General features: G+C 45.0%; 8 protein-coding genes, 3 rRNA genes, 1 pseudogene and 1 other annotated feature. Of the genes and pseudogenes, 2 read left to right on the top strand and 10 right to left on the bottom strand.

What is annotated here, in order from left to right; translation table 11 throughout:
* Positions 1-39 precede the first annotated feature (39 nt).
* Entirely contained in the window at positions 40-531 is a 492-nt protein-coding gene (gene tadA / locus BCM40_RS00180) for a tRNA adenosine(34) deaminase TadA (RefSeq protein WP_156851238.1), read from the top strand.
* A gap of 14 nt (positions 532-545) precedes the next feature.
* Here the strand turns inward: tadA and BCM40_RS00175 are convergent, their stop codons facing one another.
* From BCM40_RS00175 to pdxS, 4 genes are all read right to left on the bottom strand, one after another.
* Positions 546-1,406 (bottom strand): alpha/beta fold hydrolase, encoded by an 861-nt coding sequence (locus BCM40_RS00175; protein ID WP_065524958.1) that lies wholly within the window; start codon positions 1,404-1,406, stop codon positions 546-548.
* Positions 1,407-1,505: 99 nt separating this feature from the next.
* On the bottom strand, positions 1,506-2,780 hold the full coding sequence (gene serS, locus BCM40_RS00170) for a serine--tRNA ligase (protein WP_065527634.1): 1,275 nt from the start codon (positions 2,778-2,780) through the stop codon (positions 1,506-1,508).
* 62 nt (positions 2,781-2,842) lie between these two features.
* Positions 2,843-3,049: a binding site (T-box leader), on the bottom strand.
* Between the two features lie 11 nt (positions 3,050-3,060).
* Entirely contained in the window at positions 3,061-3,675 is a 615-nt protein-coding gene (gene pdxT / locus BCM40_RS00165) for a pyridoxal 5'-phosphate synthase glutaminase subunit PdxT (protein ID WP_065524959.1), read from the bottom strand.
* Position 3,676: 1 nt separating this feature from the next.
* On the bottom strand, positions 3,677-4,561 hold the full coding sequence (gene pdxS, locus BCM40_RS00160; protein WP_008431888.1) for a pyridoxal 5'-phosphate synthase lyase subunit PdxS: 885 nt from the start codon (positions 4,559-4,561) through the stop codon (positions 3,677-3,679).
* Positions 4,562-4,666: 105 nt separating this feature from the next.
* On the opposite strand from pdxS, the gene pdxR reads away from it, so the two are divergent.
* Entirely contained in the window at positions 4,667-6,061 is a 1,395-nt protein-coding gene (gene pdxR / locus BCM40_RS00155) for a MocR-like pyridoxine biosynthesis transcription factor PdxR (protein ID WP_065524960.1), read from the top strand.
* A 38-nt stretch (positions 6,062-6,099) separates the two neighbouring features.
* Here pdxR and BCM40_RS00150 read toward each other — a convergent pair whose 3' ends face one another.
* From BCM40_RS00150 to recR, 6 genes and pseudogenes are all read right to left on the bottom strand, one after another.
* Positions 6,100-7,458 (bottom strand): serine hydrolase, encoded by a 1,359-nt coding sequence (locus BCM40_RS00150; protein WP_065524961.1) that lies wholly within the window; start codon positions 7,456-7,458, stop codon positions 6,100-6,102.
* Positions 7,459-7,568: 110 nt separating this feature from the next.
* Entirely contained in the window at positions 7,569-9,032 is a 1,464-nt protein-coding gene (gene guaB / locus BCM40_RS00145; protein ID WP_065524962.1) for an IMP dehydrogenase, read from the bottom strand.
* A gap of 264 nt (positions 9,033-9,296) precedes the next feature.
* Positions 9,297-9,412, bottom strand: a 5S ribosomal RNA gene (gene rrf, locus BCM40_RS00140).
* Positions 9,413-9,487: 75 nt separating this feature from the next.
* A 23S ribosomal RNA gene (locus BCM40_RS00135) occupies positions 9,488-12,416 on the bottom strand.
* Positions 12,417-12,621: 205 nt separating this feature from the next.
* Positions 12,622-14,167, bottom strand: a 16S ribosomal RNA gene (locus BCM40_RS00130).
* Together the 16S, 23S and 5S rRNA genes form the textbook arrangement of a ribosomal RNA operon.
* Before the next feature lie 459 nt (positions 14,168-14,626).
* A pseudogene (gene recR, locus BCM40_RS00125) lies at positions 14,627-15,224 on the bottom strand (recombination mediator RecR).
* Between the last annotated feature and the right edge of the window lie 2 nt (positions 15,225-15,226).

Below are 15,226 nucleotides of genomic sequence, written 5' to 3'. Positions count from 1 at the left end.
AAGAGAAAATGCTACACTAGATTCAAGGAGCGATGCATCATGAACGGAATGGAAAAAGATCATTTTTATATGCAATTGGCGATCGAAGAAGCCAATAAAGCAGCTGCCAAAGGCGAAGTTCCGATTGGCGCTGTGATCGTCTATAACGACGAAGTGATTGCACGAGCACATAATTTACGTGAAACGACAAACAACGCTGTCACACACGCTGAATTGTTAGCCATTCAACAAGCTTGTCTGCACCTCGATAATTGGCGACTTGAAGACACAAAGCTTTACGTTACGTTAGAGCCTTGTCCGATGTGTGCGGGTGCTATTTTACAATCCCGCATTCCCCATATTGTTTATGGAGCGCGTGATGCCAAAGCCGGCTGTGTCGATTCTTTATATCGGTTGCTAAACGATGATCGTTTTAATCATCAGTGCCAAGTAACCGAAAATGTGCTCGCTGACGAATGTGGTCAATTATTAACACAGTTTTTTCGGAATTTGCGAGAACTAAAAAAACAAAAACGGAAAACCCAACTATAAGGGTTTTCCGTTTTTTATTCGTTAATAAACTGATCGATCAAGTGATTGACGATTTCTGGTTGTTCGTGCTGAATCCAATGCGTCGCTTCTCCGACAAATGCCAAATTGACTTCTTTACAAAAAGACATACTCTCTTTTGCTAGCATGGGTGACAAAAACTGATCGCCTACTCCCCAAATAATTCGGACCGGTACGTTGATTTTTGATTCAGCCAGTTGCTTAAAGCTGCCTTTTCGGATAGCTCGGTACCAGTTAAGCATCGCCGTCAGTGCATCTGACTGCGACCACGCCGTTTTATATTGGGCAATTTCGGATGTTGAAAAAGCAGCTGGATTGCTAGATTTTTCAATGCCCCGCTGCATAACTTTAAACTCTCGCATTCCGAGAGCTTTCTCAGGCAAGTTTGGCAATTGGAAAAACGCAATATAAGAGCTTTTCATCCATTGCAATGGATTTTTCATTAACACCCGTGGCATTGCCCGTGGGTGAGGAATGTTCAACACGATCAATTTCTCGACATATTCTGGACGCGTAGCTGCTAAATGCCAAGCCACTGCACCACCCCAATCATGACCAATAATAATCGCTTTCTTTTTATGAAAAAATTCAATAATCCCAATCACATCATCTCGTAAATAATCAATGGTGTAATGATTGATTCCTTCAGGCTTATCACTCAAGTTATAGCCACGTTGATCAGGTGCCACTACTCGGTAGCCTTTTTCCGCCAAGGGCTGAATTTGATTTTTCCAACCAAACCAAAATTCTGGAAAGCCGTGCAACAAAACAACTAAAGGGCCGTCTTCTGGACCAGCTATGGCCGTATGTAGTGTGATGCCGTTCGTCTCGATATAGCGAAAGTTTAGGTTGTCCATCGTAATTACTCCTTTCTGCCTCACTCTTTACCTTTTCACTACCCTCTTTTCCACATAAAAAAGCGCAAAAGCAAGTGCTTTTGCGCTTTTTTTGAAATATTATCCAATGGTCTTTTTGCCACCCATATAAGGCTGCAATACTTCTGGAATGTTGATTGAACCGTCTTTTTGCTGACAGTTTTCAAGCAAAGCTGCCACAGTACGACCAATGGCTAGTCCACTGCCGTTTAATGTATGGACAAATTCTGGCTTACCTGTTGCTTCACGACGGAATTTAATATTGGCACGTCTTGCTTGGAAATCTTCAAAATTACTGCAAGAAGATATTTCACGGTATGTTTCTTGGCTCGGGATCCATACTTCGATGTCGTATTTTTTTGCAGCTGTAAATCCAAGATCAGCTGTACACATCTTCAATACGCGGTATGGCAGTCCTAAAAGCTGAAGTACTTTCTCCGCGTGACCAGTCAATTTTTCAAGTTCGTCATAAGAATCCTCTGGCTTTACAAAGCGTACTAGCTCGACTTTATTGAATTGGTGTTGTCTGATTAACCCGCGTGTGTCACGGCCTGCAGAACCCGCTTCAGAGCGGAAATTTGAGCTGTAAGAAGCAAAGGCTTGTGGCAACATATCTGCCGTTAAAATTTCATCACGGTAGAAGTTGGTTACCGGTACTTCCGAAGTTGGAATAAGGAAATAATCTTCTTTTTCGATCAAGAATGCATCTTCTTCAAACTTCGGCAATTGACCAGTACCCGTTAAGCTCTCACGGTTAACCATATAAGGCGGCAACATTTCTTCATAACCATGCTCTTCTTGGTGAAGGTCCATCATAAAATTGATCAATGCGCGTTCTAAGCGAGCGCCTAGTCCGCGGTAAAAGACAAAACGGCTGCCTGTTACTTTCGCTGCACGTTCAAAATCAATGATGTTTAAATCCGTTCCCAAATCCCAATGTGGCTTAACTTCAAAATCAAACGCTGGCTTATCGCCCCATGTGCGAATTTCTTCATTATCATCTTCAGAATCGCCAAATGGAACACTATCATGCGGAATATTTGGAACACGCATCATAATATAGTTTAAGCTTTCTTCTACAGCTTTTAACTCTTCATCAATCACTTTAATTTGATCGCCGACTTCACGCATTTTTGTAATGGCTTCGTCCGCATTTTCTTTTGCACGTTTCATCGCTGCAATATTTTGAGATGCCTCGTTACGCTCTGCCTTTAATTTTTCTGTTTGTGCAATTAGTTCACGACGTTTTACATCTAATCCTTCAAAATCATCAAGCACAGAAATATCTTCTCCGCGCTTTGCAAGTTTTGCTTTTACTTCTTCAAAATTGGCACGTACAAAACGAATATCTAACATACCGTTTCCTCCTCAAGTTTTAATAACAAAAAAAGACAACAAAAATAGCCCCCGTCCCTTGGTAAAGGGACGAGAGCTACCCGCGTTGCCACCCTGATTGATCGGCAAAAGCCAATCCTCTTCATCACATAACGGCATTAAAACCGGCAATGGCTTTTTTCGCCATGCAACTCCGGGGTGGATTCAAATGTGTTTTTCACCGGTTCGCACCAACCACCGGCTCTCTTTGGAAAAACATTCATTTTACTATTTCCCATCAACGTTTCGTCTTTTAAATTAATCATACTTTACTATAAGTTGATGGGTTTGGCAAGAGAAGGTCTGACTTGTCTTGAATCATGCTTAAAAAATAATCGGTGATGCGGTGATCATCTGTCAATTCGGGATGGAAGGAACAGCCGAGAAATTGGCCATCTCTCGCCATCACAATTTTGTCATTATGCACACACAACACCTCAGCTTCTGCTCCGACACTGACAATATGCGGCGCTCGGATAAAGACCGCTTCAAAAGCTCCATCAATACCTCTAATCTCAAGCGGTGCTTCAAAACTATCCACTTGTCGACCAAATGAATTTCGTTCAACGGTAACATCCATCACACCTAAATGTGCATCTTGGTTACCAACGACTGTTTCAGCAAGTAGTATCAATCCCGCACATGTGCCAAACATCGGTTTTCCTGTTTGGGCAAACTCACGAAGTGGTTCCATCAAGCCGTAGCGATCAATTAAACGGCGCATCGTTGTGCTTTCCCCACCTGGTAAGATTAACCCATCTAAATTTTCAAGGTCTTTCGGCCACTTAACAGCAATCGCTTCCGCTCCGCACGCTTGAACCGACTTAATATGCTCACGAACAGCTCCTTGCAACGCAAGAACCCCCACTCGTTTCATCTTACCAGCCTCGCTCTTGCATACGTTCGCCTGCAGCAATGGTTGAAATTTCAATGCCCTTCATCGCAATGCCAAGGTCTTTTGATAACTCAGCGATCAATTTGTAATCTTGGTAATGCGTCGTCGCTTCAACAATCGCCCGTGCAAATCGCTCTGGGTTGTCTGATTTGAAAATACCAGACCCAACAAACACACCATCTGCTCCTAATTCCATCATTAATGCTGCGTCTGCAGGTGTAGCAATCCCGCCAGCTGCAAAATTAACTACTGGCAAACGCCCTAAACTTTTAACTTCTTTTAAAAATTCATAAGAAGCTCCTAAGTTACGTGCTTCTGTCATTAATTCATCTTCGCTCATTGCGACCACTTTGCGGATTTCTGCATTTACTTGTCGTAAATGACGGACGGCTTCAACAATATTTCCTGTGCCCGGTTCGCCTTTTGTCCGTAGCATTGAAGCACCTTCACCAATTCGACGAGCCGCTTCCCCTAAGTTCCGACACCCACAAACAAAAGGAACGGTGTATTGGTTTTTCAATAAATGAAACTCTTCATCGGCCGGTGTCAACACTTCGCTTTCATCAATATAATCGACACCCATCGCTTCTAAAATACGAGCTTCTACAATATGACCAATACGTGCTTTTGCCATCACTGGAATCGATACTGCTTTCATTACTTCTTCTGTGATGCGTGGATCTGCCATACGTGCGACTCCGCCATCTCTACGAATATCAGAAGGCACTCGTTCAAGTGCCATAACAGCAGTAGCTCCTGCAGCTTCTGCAATACGTGCTTGTTCTGCGTTGACCACATCCATGATCACGCCACCTTTTTGCATTTCAGCCATTCCTCTTTTTACACGATCTGTTCCTTGCTCAGTCATTTGTGAATTCCTCCTAATTTGTTGATAAATTCAGTATAATAGAGATTGACCATATAAAAAGACTCAGTTATAATCATTTCAATAAGGTCAGTTGGAGGAGTTCACATGGATATGCTGATGTTTCAGCTTCAAAAACAATCACAAACCCCTTTATATAAGCAGCTTTATCGTGAAATAAAAAAAGCCATTATCGAAGGTAAAATACTTGTCGACACTAAATTACCAAGTAAGCGAAAATTAGCCGACTACCTACAAATTAGTCAAACAACTGTAGAACTCGCTTACGCTCAACTAGTAGCTGAAGGATTTATAGAATCACGACCACGCAAAGGATTTTATGCCCAGCCGGTTGAAGAACTCGCCTATTTGGATATGCCGCATGATGAACCGGTTGTAGAAGAACCTGTTTCGTATAAAATAGATTTCAACTCTGGCAGTATTGATACGCAGTCTTTTCCTTTTTTAACTTGGCGGAAATTAACACGTGATATTTTAGATGATTCCAATCATGAATTATTATTATCTGGGCATCCTCAAGGAGATGACGTCTTACGTCAAGAAATCACTCGCTATTTGTATCAATCGCGTGGTGTGGTTTGTCAGCCAGATCAAATCGTCATTGGTTCAGGAACAGAACAATTATTGCCTTTATTGATTCGACTACTCGATAAAAAATTGGTTTATGGCTACGAAAACCCTGGTTACGCTCTAACACATAGCATTTTCAATCATCACGATCGTCAAGCAATTCCCATTGACTTAGAACAGGACGGATTGAATATTAGCCAACTAGAAGCATCTGTCGTGGATGTGGCTTATGTAACTCCTTCACACCAATTTCCATCCGGCTCCGTATTAAGTGCTACAAAACGGGCACAGCTACTGAACTGGGCAGCAGCGAAATCCGAACGGTATATTATTGAAGACGATTATGACAGTGAGTTCCGTTATACTAGTCAGCCTATCCCTGCTCTTCAAAGTATGGATTTGAGTGACCGCGTCATTTACATTAGTACTTTTTCTAAATCGCTTATGCCTTCTTTGCGCCTTGCTTATATGGTATTGCCTAAACGATTGTTGCCTGCGTATCAGCAGACATTTCGACATTACTCTTCGTCCGTACCGAGACACGATCAACACATGGTCGCCAAATTTATGAAAGATGGTCATTTCGCACGTCATTTGAATCGCATGCGTAAGTTATACCAAAAGAAAATAAAACGCCTTAGTTTATCTCTCACTCCATTTGCTCCAGCAGTAACAGTTTCTGGTGAACAAGCAGGGATGCATATTGTTTTGACTATCCAAACCCCATTGAGCGAAAGCGAATTGGTACAACGCGCAAAACAAGTTGGGATTCGCGTCACTGGCTTACAATCCTATGATGTTCACAAAAAAGACAGTGACTTCCCAAAAATTGTCCTTGGATTTGGTGGTTTGGCAGAAGAGGAAATTCATACGGGAATTACTGAATTGATGTCTTGTTGGGAAATTCAGTAAAAAAAGCCGTTCATCTTAAAAGATGAACGGCTTTCCTATTAAAATAACTCTTTTACAAAAGTGCCCGCATCATCCCATAAAGAAGACAAAAATTCTCCTGCACTACGGAACGATAAAGATACCCAGTTTGCACGTTTTACAGATTCAGTTGTGGCAACTTCGATGTTGGTTTCATTACCACTTAAATAACCATATTCCGTTCCTTCGGTTTTGGTAAACTGAATAGCTCCTACGACTAAATCTTTTTCTACTTCAGCTTCTAACTTGCCATTTTCAACAACCGCATCATCTAATACTAGTTCCGGTTGGTACAATTCTTTTTCGGCTGTCCGAATCATCATTGTTACAGGCTCTTTTACTGCGATCGCAACCTTTTCTTCTACACCTTTTTCAACTTCTAACGTGCCTTGTTCTTTAAACTGATAGCCTGCAGGAATAAGCTCTTCTTTCGTAAATTCATCAAAACCGTAGTCGAATAACACACGAGTTGCATCAAACCGTGCTTTATAAGACCCAGCTCCTTCGCTATCTAAGGCTCCCATTACTACTGCGATAAACCGTGTATCGTCACGTTTGGCTGTTCCTGCAAACGAATACCCCGCAAAATCAGTGCTGCCGGTTTTTAATCCGTCGACACCTTCGTATTCATAAATCAACCCTGGGAGCATTGAATTCCAGTTTTCCATACGAGTTTCGTCAGACGTGCCTTCACGAAACATTTTTAATGGAATTTTCGTCGTTTCTAATACTTCTGGATAATCATCCAATAAAATTTTCGTCAATTTAGCAACTGCACGTGCTGGCATAATGTTTTCATCTGTTTCTTTCGTACCTTCTGGATGCATCCCCATCAAACTTGAATTACTAAGACCCGTTGAATTGACGAAAGTTGTTTTTTCTAAGCCCATTTCTTTGGCTTTTTCATTCATTAGCTCAACAAATTCACTTTCTGTGCCGGCAATGGTTTCAGCAATGCCAATTGTTGCAGCATTGGCAGAGAATATGGCCATTGCTTCATACATTTCTTTAATCGTATAAGATCCGTCTTCGCGGAACGGTACATTGCTCAAGCGCATGTCTTGAGAAATTTGATAAGTATAATCCGTTACTTGATACTCCTGATCCCATGCAACCTTGCCTTCTTCAATCGCTTCAAACAATAAATACTCGGTCATCATTTTTGTCATACTGGCAACCCCTAAAGGTTTTTCAGCATTTTTTTCATATAAAATTTTACCACTTTCAGCGTCTACTAAAATTGCAGCTTCTGCCATTATCGTTAACGACTCCTCAGCATTTACTTGTTGCGGAGTAATTCCAGTTATCATAAATACAGCTAGTAACGCTATCAATAGTCCTTTATTTACCAAATTTCTCACTTGTTTAAATACCTCCATCTATAAGTTTCCACATGCTATTTTAGCATATTCATTAGACTCAAATACAAAAACATCAAAAAAGCACTCGATTCACCAATAAAGATGATGAATCAAGTGCTTTTAGTTTGTTAAATCGAATAGTTTGGAGATTCTTTTGTGATTTGCACATCGTGAGGATGGCTTTCACGTAAGCCGGCTCCAGTCATACGAATGAATTGTGCTTCTTCCCGTAAAACCTGTAAATCTTTTGTTCCGCAATAACCCATTCCTGCACGAATGCCACCTAGTAGTTGGTGAATCGTATCAGATAAAGGTCCTTTGTACGGCATGCGGCCTTCAATACCTTCTGGAACTAGTTTTTTTGCATCGTCTTGGAAATAACGGTCTTTCGAACCTTTTTCCATCGAAGCAATTGATCCCATTCCACGATACGTTTTAAAACGACGACCTTGGAAAATTTCTGTGTCTCCAGGACTCTCAGTTGTACCAGCTAACAAGCTACCTAACATGACCACATGTCCACCAGCTGCTAATGCTTTGATGATGTCTCCAGAATACTTGATTCCACCATCAGCAATGACTGCTTTGCCGTGTTTACGAGCTTCTGTTGCACAGTCATACACAGCTGTTATTTGAGGAACCCCAACACCTGCTACGACACGTGTCGTACAAATAGAACCAGGTCCGATACCAACTTTAACTACATCCGCACCAGCTTCGATCAATGCCTTTGTGCCTTCAGCAGTAGCTACGTTTCCAGCGATAATTGATAATTCCGGATACGTTGCACGAATTTGTCTAACCATGCCTAAAACGCCTTCTGAATGACCATGAGCTGTATCTAATACCACAACGTCTACTGAAGCTTTTACTAATTTCTCAACACGCTTCATTGTATCTGAAGTTACACCTACAGCCGCACCTACGAGCAAGCGACCATGGCTGTCTTTTGCAGCATTCGGAAATTCAATCACTTTTTCAATATCTTTAATTGTGATTAATCCTTTTAAGACGCCTTCGCTATCAACGATTGGTAATTTCTCAATCTTGTATTGCTGTAAAATCTTTTCAGCATCTTCTAATGTTGTTCCGACCGGAGCAGTAACTAATTGCTCTTTAGTCATTACGTCATTAATTTTCAAAGAGTAATCTTGAATAAAGCGCAAATCACGGTTCGTAATAATTCCGACAAGTTTTAGCTCATCTTCATTGTTTACAATTGGAACACCTGAAATTCGATATTTCCCCATTAAATGTTCAGCATCATATACTTGATGTTCAGGAGTCAAAAAGAAAGGATCTGTAATTACGCCGTTCTCTGAGCGTTTTACAGTCACGACCTGTTCAGCTTGTTCTTCAATACTCATATTTTTATGAACAATTCCTAGCCCGCCTTGACGAGCCATAGCAATCGCCATCTTCGCTTCTGTTACGGTATCCATGCCTGCACTGATTACTGGAATTTTCAATTTAAGAGTTGGTGTTAATTCAACTGCTAAATCAATGTCTTTTGGTAATACCTCCGAATGAGCTGGTACAAGTAATACATCATCAAACGTTAAGCCTTCTTTTACAAATTTTGACTCCCACATAAATAAACGCGCCTCCTGCTTCCTTTAAATATTATTGTTAAGGTTATCAGCGTCCATATGGTGTGTCAAGAAACTACTAAAAGAAAAAAAATTTAGAATAATTAATCATAAGTATGTGGATATTCGTATTTCTTCTATTATTAAAAGTTCTACCAGAAAAATTCATTGGCTGAATAGTGGTCGCTTTGCATACTTTAGGTTAGGTTTACTGTTTTTTAACACAAAAAAAGCCGTTACCGGAATCGGTAACGACTTTCTTTCATGGTCCAGCGACGTCCTACTCTCACAGGGGGAAACCCCCAACTACCATCGGCGCAAAAGAGCTTAACTGCCGTGTTCGGGATGGGAACGGGTGTGGCCTCTTTGCCATCATCACTGGACTATTTGGTTGAGTGCTTGTTCACTCAAAACTGGATAAACGACATTGGAACGGGCAAGTCTTCGTGTACATGGTTTTGGTTAAGTCCTCGATCGATTAGTATTCGTCAGCTGCACATGTCGCCACGCTTCCACTCGAACCTATCTACCTCATCGTCTTTGAGGGATCTTACTTGCTTGCGCAATGGGAAATCTCATCTTGAGGGGGGCTTCGTGCTTAGATGCTTTCAGCACTTATCCCGGCCACACATAGCTACCCAGCGATGCCCTTGGCAGAACAACTGGTACACCAGCGGTGTGTCCATCCCGGTCCTCTCGTACTAAGGACAGCTCCTCTCAAATTTCCTGCGCCCGCGACGGATAGGGACCGAACTGTCTCACGACGTTCTGAACCCAGCTCGCGTACCGCTTTAATGGGCGAACAGCCCAACCCTTGGGACCGACTACAGCCCCAGGATGCGATGAGCCGACATCGAGGTGCCAAACCTCCCCGTCGATGTGGACTCTTGGGGGAGATAAGCCTGTTATCCCCGGGGTAGCTTTTATCCGTTGAGCGATGGCCCTTCCATGCGGAACCACCGGATCACTAAGCCCGTCTTTCGACCCTGCTCGACATGTACGTCTCGCAGTCAAGCTCCCTTCTGCCTTTACACTCTGCGAATGATTTCCAACCATTCTGAGGGAACCTTTGGGCGCCTCCGTTACTCTTTAGGAGGCGACCGCCCCAGTCAAACTGCCCGCCTGACACTGTCTCCCAAGCCGATCAGGCTTGTGGGTTAGAATTTCAATACAACCAGGGTAGTATCCCACCGACGCCTCCTCCGAAGCTGGCGCTCCGGGCTCTAAGGCTCCTACCTATCCTGTACAAGTTGCACCAAAATTCAATATCAGGCTACAGTAAAGCTCCACGGGGTCTTTCCGTCCTGTCGCGGGTAACCTGCATCTTCACAGGTACTATAATTTCACCGAGTCTCTCGTTGAGACAGTGCCCAGATCGTTACGCCTTTCGTGCGGGTCGGAACTTACCCGACAAGGAATTTCGCTACCTTAGGACCGTTATAGTTACGGCCGCCGTTTACTGGGGCTTCAATTCGCACCTTCGCTTGCGCTAAGCACTCCTCTTAACCTTCCAGCACCGGGCAGGCGTCAGCCCCTATACGTCACCTTACGGTTTTGCAGAGACCTGTGTTTTTGCTAAACAGTCGCCTGGGCCTATTCACTGCGGCTCTCTCGGGCTATACACCTACCAGAGCACCCCTTCTCCCGAAGTTACGGGGTCATTTTGCCGAGTTCCTTAACGAGAGTTCACTCGCTCACCTTAGAATTCTCTTCTCGCCTACCTGTGTCGGTTTGCGGTACGGGCACCTCCCGCCTCGCTAGAGGCTTTTCTTGGCAGTGTGAAATCAGGGACTCTGAGACTCAGTCTCTTGCCATCACAGCTCAACGTATCAGGAATGGGATTTGCCTCATTCCACGCCTCACTGCTTGGACGTGCACAACCAACGGCACGCTCACCTTATCCTTCTGCGTCCCCCCATTGCTCAAACGGCGGGGAGTGGTACAGGAATATCAACCTGTTGTCCATCGTCTACGCCTATCGGCCTCGACTTAGGTCCCGACTAACCCTGAGCGGACGAGCCTTCCTCAGGAAACCTTAGGCATTCGGTGGACGGGATTCTCACCCGTCTTTCGTTACTCATACCGGCATTCTCACTTCTAAGCGCTCCACCAGTCCTTCCGGTCTGACTTCAACGCCCTTAGAACGCTCTCCTACCACGGATCTCTTACGAGATCCATCCACAGCTTCGGTAATCCGTTTAGCCCCGGTACATTTTCGGCGCAGTGTCACTCGACCAGTGAGCTATTACGCACTCTTTAAATGATGGCTGCTTCTAAGCCAACATCCTGGTTGTCTAAGCAACGCCACATCCTTTTCCACTTAACGGATATTTGGGGACCTTAGCTGGTGGTCTGGGCTGTTTCCCTCTTGACTACGGATCTTATCACTCGCAGTCTGACTCCCAAGCATAAATCACTGGCATTCGGAGTTTGTCTGAATTCGGTAACCCGGGATGGGCCCCTAGTCCAAACAGTGCTCTACCTCCAGGATTCTCTATCTTGAGGCTAGCCCTAAAGCTATTTCGGAGAGAACCAGCTATCTCCAGGTTCGATTGGAATTTCTCCGCTACCCACACCTCATCCCCGCACTTTTCAACGTGCGTGGGTTCGGGCCTCCAGTAAGTGTTACCTTACCTTCACCCTGGACATGGGTAGATCACCTGGTTTCGGGTCTACAACTGCATACTCTGTCGCCCTATTCAGACTCGCTTTCGCTGCGGCTCCGCCTTCTCAGCTTAACCTTGCATGCAATCGTAACTCGCCGGTTCATTCTACAAAAGGCACGCCATCACCCATTAACGGGCTTTGACTACTTGTAGGCACACGGTTTCAGGATCTATTTCACTCCCCTTCCGGGGTGCTTTTCACCTTTCCCTCACGGTACTGGTTCACTATCGGTCACTAGGAAGTATTTAGCCTTGGGAGATGGTCCTCCCAGATTCCGACGGAATTTCACGTGTTCCGCCGTACTCAGGATCCACTCTGGAGGGGCAAGGTTTTCGGCTACGGGGCTGTTACCCACTGCGGCGGACCGTTCCAGGTCGCTTCGCCTAATCCTACCTTTTGTAACTCCGTATAGAGTGTCTACAACCCCAAGAGGCAAGCCTCTTGGTTTGGGCTGATCCCGTTTCGCTCGCCGCTACTCAGGGAATCGCATTTGCTTTCTCTTCCTCCAGGTACTTAGATGTTTCAGTTCCCTGGGTCTGCCTTCTCATGTGCTATAGATTCACACATGGATACTACTCGATTAAAAGTAGTGGGTTCCCCCATTCGGAAATCTCCGGATCACAGCTCACTTACAGCTCCCCGAAGCATATCGGTGTTAGTGCCGTCCTTCTTCGGCTCCTAGTGCCAAGGCATCCACCGTGCGCCCTTTCTAACTTAACCAATGGTTAATTAAAAAGTTGTGACAAAATGTCACGCGTACTTGAATTTCTTGCATTTGTTTCAATGTCGTTTTATCCAGTTTTCAAAGAACAAGTTGTTGAAAGTCACAAAAAAAGGCGTTGCCGCCTGAAGGTGAACCTTCAAAACTGAACGCAAAAACGTCAACCCCGGAGCGCTAGGCGCCCGGTTCCGAATTTATCCTTAGAAAGGAGGTGATCCAGCCGCACCTTCCGATACGGCTACCTTGTTACGACTTCACCCCAATCATCTGTCCCACCTTCGGGGCTGGCTCCACAAGGGTTACCTCACCGACTTCGGGTGTTACAAACTCTCGTGGTGTGACGGGCGGTGTGTACAAGGCCCGGGAACGTATTCACCGTGGCATGCTGATCCACGATTACTAGCGATTCCGGCTTCATGCAGGCGAGTTGCAGCCTACAATCCGAACTGAGAACGGTTTTATGGGATTGGCTCCCCCTCGCGGGTTGGCAACCCTTTGTACCGTCCATTGTAGCACGTGTGTAGCCCAGGTCATAAGGGGCATGATGATTTGACGTCATCCCCACCTTCCTCCGGTTTGTCACCGGCAGTCACCTTAGAGTGCCCAACTAAATGCTGGCAACTAAGATCAAGGGTTGCGCTCGTTGCGGGACTTAACCCAACATCTCACGACACGAGCTGACGACAACCATGCACCACCTGTCACCACTGTCCCCGAAGGGAAAAGCGTATCTCTACACCGGGCAGTGGGATGTCAAGACCTGGTAAGGTTCTTCGCGTTGCTTCGAATTAAACCACATGCTCCACCGCTTGTGCGGGCCCCCGTCAATTCCTTTGAGTTTCAGCCTTGCGGCCGTACTCCCCAGGCGGAGTGCTTAATGCGTTAGCTGCAGCACTAAGGGGCGGAAACCCCTAACACTTAGCACTCATCGTTTACGGCGTGGACTACCAGGGTATCTAATCCTGTTTGCTCCCCACGCTTTCGCGCCTCAGCGTCAGTTACAGACCAGAAAGTCGCCTTCGCCACTGGTGTTCCTCCACATCTCTACGCATTTCACCGCTACACATGGAATTCCACTTTCCTCTTCTGCACTCAAGTCCTCCAGTTTCCAATGACCCTCCACGGTTGAGCCGTGGGCTTTCACATCAGACTTAAAGGACCGCCTGCGCGCGCTTTACGCCCAATAATTCCGGACAACGCTTGCCACCTACGTATTACCGCGGCTGCTGGCACGTAGTTAGCCGTGGCTTTCTGGTGAGGTACCGTCAAGGTACCAGTAGTTAGTTGGTACTTGTTCTTCCCTCACAACAGAGTTTTACGATCCGAAAACCTTCGTCACTCACGCGGCGTTGCTCCGTCAGACTTTCGTCCATTGCGGAAGATTCCCTACTGCTGCCTCCCGTAGGAGTCTGGGCCGTGTCTCAGTCCCAGTGTGGCCGATCACCCTCTCAGGTCGGCTACGCATCGTCGCCTTGGTAGGCCATTACCCCACCAACTAGCTAATGCGCGCGGGCCCATCCTGCAGTGACAGCCGAAACCGTCTTTCCGTGCAGCCTCAGGAGAGGCCGCAAACTATTCGGTATTAGCACCGGTTTCCCGGAGTTATCCCGATCTGCAGGGCAGGTTGCCCGTGTTACTCACCCGTCCGCCGCTAAACCAGAAGGAGCAAGCTCCTCTGGTTCCGCTCGACTTGCATGTATTAGGCACGCCGCCAGCGTTCGTCCTGAGCCAGGATCAAACTCTCCATTATAGAGTAGTGTTGATTGCTCAATACTGCTGGCGTATCGCCGTCCGAAGACGCACGATTCGCTTTGATCTGCATAACGCTGATCAGTAAGTTTTGCGCGGGCCGTTTTGCGCGGCCGTTGCTGTTTGTTGACGTTTTGCTGTTCAGTTTTCAAGGTTCAGTTTGTTTCAAGTTTTGTGTCGTTCTTGACGACTCCTATGATACTAAAGCATATACTTCAGACTGTCAACACTTTTGGTAAATAAAATTATATTTATAAAACATTAATCAATAGACTGCGGTTTCCTTCTATATAAGAGCTAAAAAAAGAAGTTGTTTTAATCACTTAAAAAGCCGTTTTAACCCAACTTCTTTTTCTCTCTATATATACTAGATAAACTACTTCTCTAACAATTATAGCCAAAACATAATATGTCAGAATATTTTCCAATTTCACGGAAGTTTAAAATAGGTACTTTACTATTAAAGCTCTCTTCGACCTTCTAAACGCTTTCGACAACGTCACTTCATCGGCATACTCTAAATCTCCACCTACTGGAAGTCCGTGGGCAATTCGAGTTGTTCTAATTCCAGACGGTCTTACGAGACGAGAAATGTACATGGCTGTTGCTTCTCCTTCAATTGTCGGGTTGGTAGCTAAGATCAACTCTTCTACCTCTTCATCTTGAAGGCGTTTCAGTAAAGATGGCACATTGATGTCTTCAGGGCCAACTCCATCCATTGGAGAAATCGCTCCTTGCAAAACATGATACAAGCCTTTGTAATCACGCATCTTTTCCATCGCAATAACATCTTTCGGATCTTGCACTACACAAATTGTCGTACGGTCCCGTTGTTGGTCTTGACAAATATGACAAGGATCCACATCGGTAATATGGCCGCAAACCGAACAAAAGCTTAAGTTTCGCTTTGCATCGACTAATGCCTTTGCAAAATCAAGCACTGTATCCTCTTTCATGCCAAGAACAAAAAACGCCAGACGGGCCGCTGTTTTTGGCCCGATTCCTGGCAATTTCATAAAACTCTCCATTAATTTCGAAATGGGTTCTGGATAATGCATCT

Source organism: Planococcus donghaensis (assembly GCF_001687665.2).
GTDB classification, from domain to species: Bacteria; Bacillota; Bacilli; order Bacillales_A; family Planococcaceae; genus Planococcus; species Planococcus donghaensis.
The sequence above is the reverse complement of the archived record's forward strand: the minus strand, read 5'-3'. Positions and strand labels throughout refer to the sequence as shown.

What these genes read in the sequence shown, in the direction of transcription:
- BCM40_RS00175 (WP_065524958.1), bottom strand. Translation starts at nt 1,406, where the DNA reads ATGGACAACCTAAACTTTCGCTATATCGAGACGAACGGCATCACACTA.
- tadA (WP_156851238.1), top strand. Translation starts at nt 40, where the DNA reads ATGAACGGAATGGAAAAAGATCATTTTTATATGCAATTGGCGATCGAA.
- BCM40_RS00150 (WP_065524961.1), bottom strand. Translation starts at nt 7,458, where the DNA reads ATGGAGGTATTTAAACAAGTGAGAAATTTGGTAAATAAAGGACTATTG.
- pdxS (WP_008431888.1), bottom strand. Translation starts at nt 4,561, where the DNA reads ATGACTGAGCAAGGAACAGATCGTGTAAAAAGAGGAATGGCTGAAATG.
- guaB (WP_065524962.1), bottom strand. Translation starts at nt 9,032, where the DNA reads ATGTGGGAGTCAAAATTTGTAAAAGAAGGCTTAACGTTTGATGATGTA.
- pdxT (WP_065524959.1), bottom strand. Translation starts at nt 3,675, where the DNA reads ATGAAACGAGTGGGGGTTCTTGCGTTGCAAGGAGCTGTTCGTGAGCAT.
- pdxR (WP_065524960.1), top strand. Translation starts at nt 4,667, where the DNA reads ATGGATATGCTGATGTTTCAGCTTCAAAAACAATCACAAACCCCTTTA.
- serS (WP_065527634.1), bottom strand. Translation starts at nt 2,780, where the DNA reads ATGTTAGATATTCGTTTTGTACGTGCCAATTTTGAAGAAGTAAAAGCA.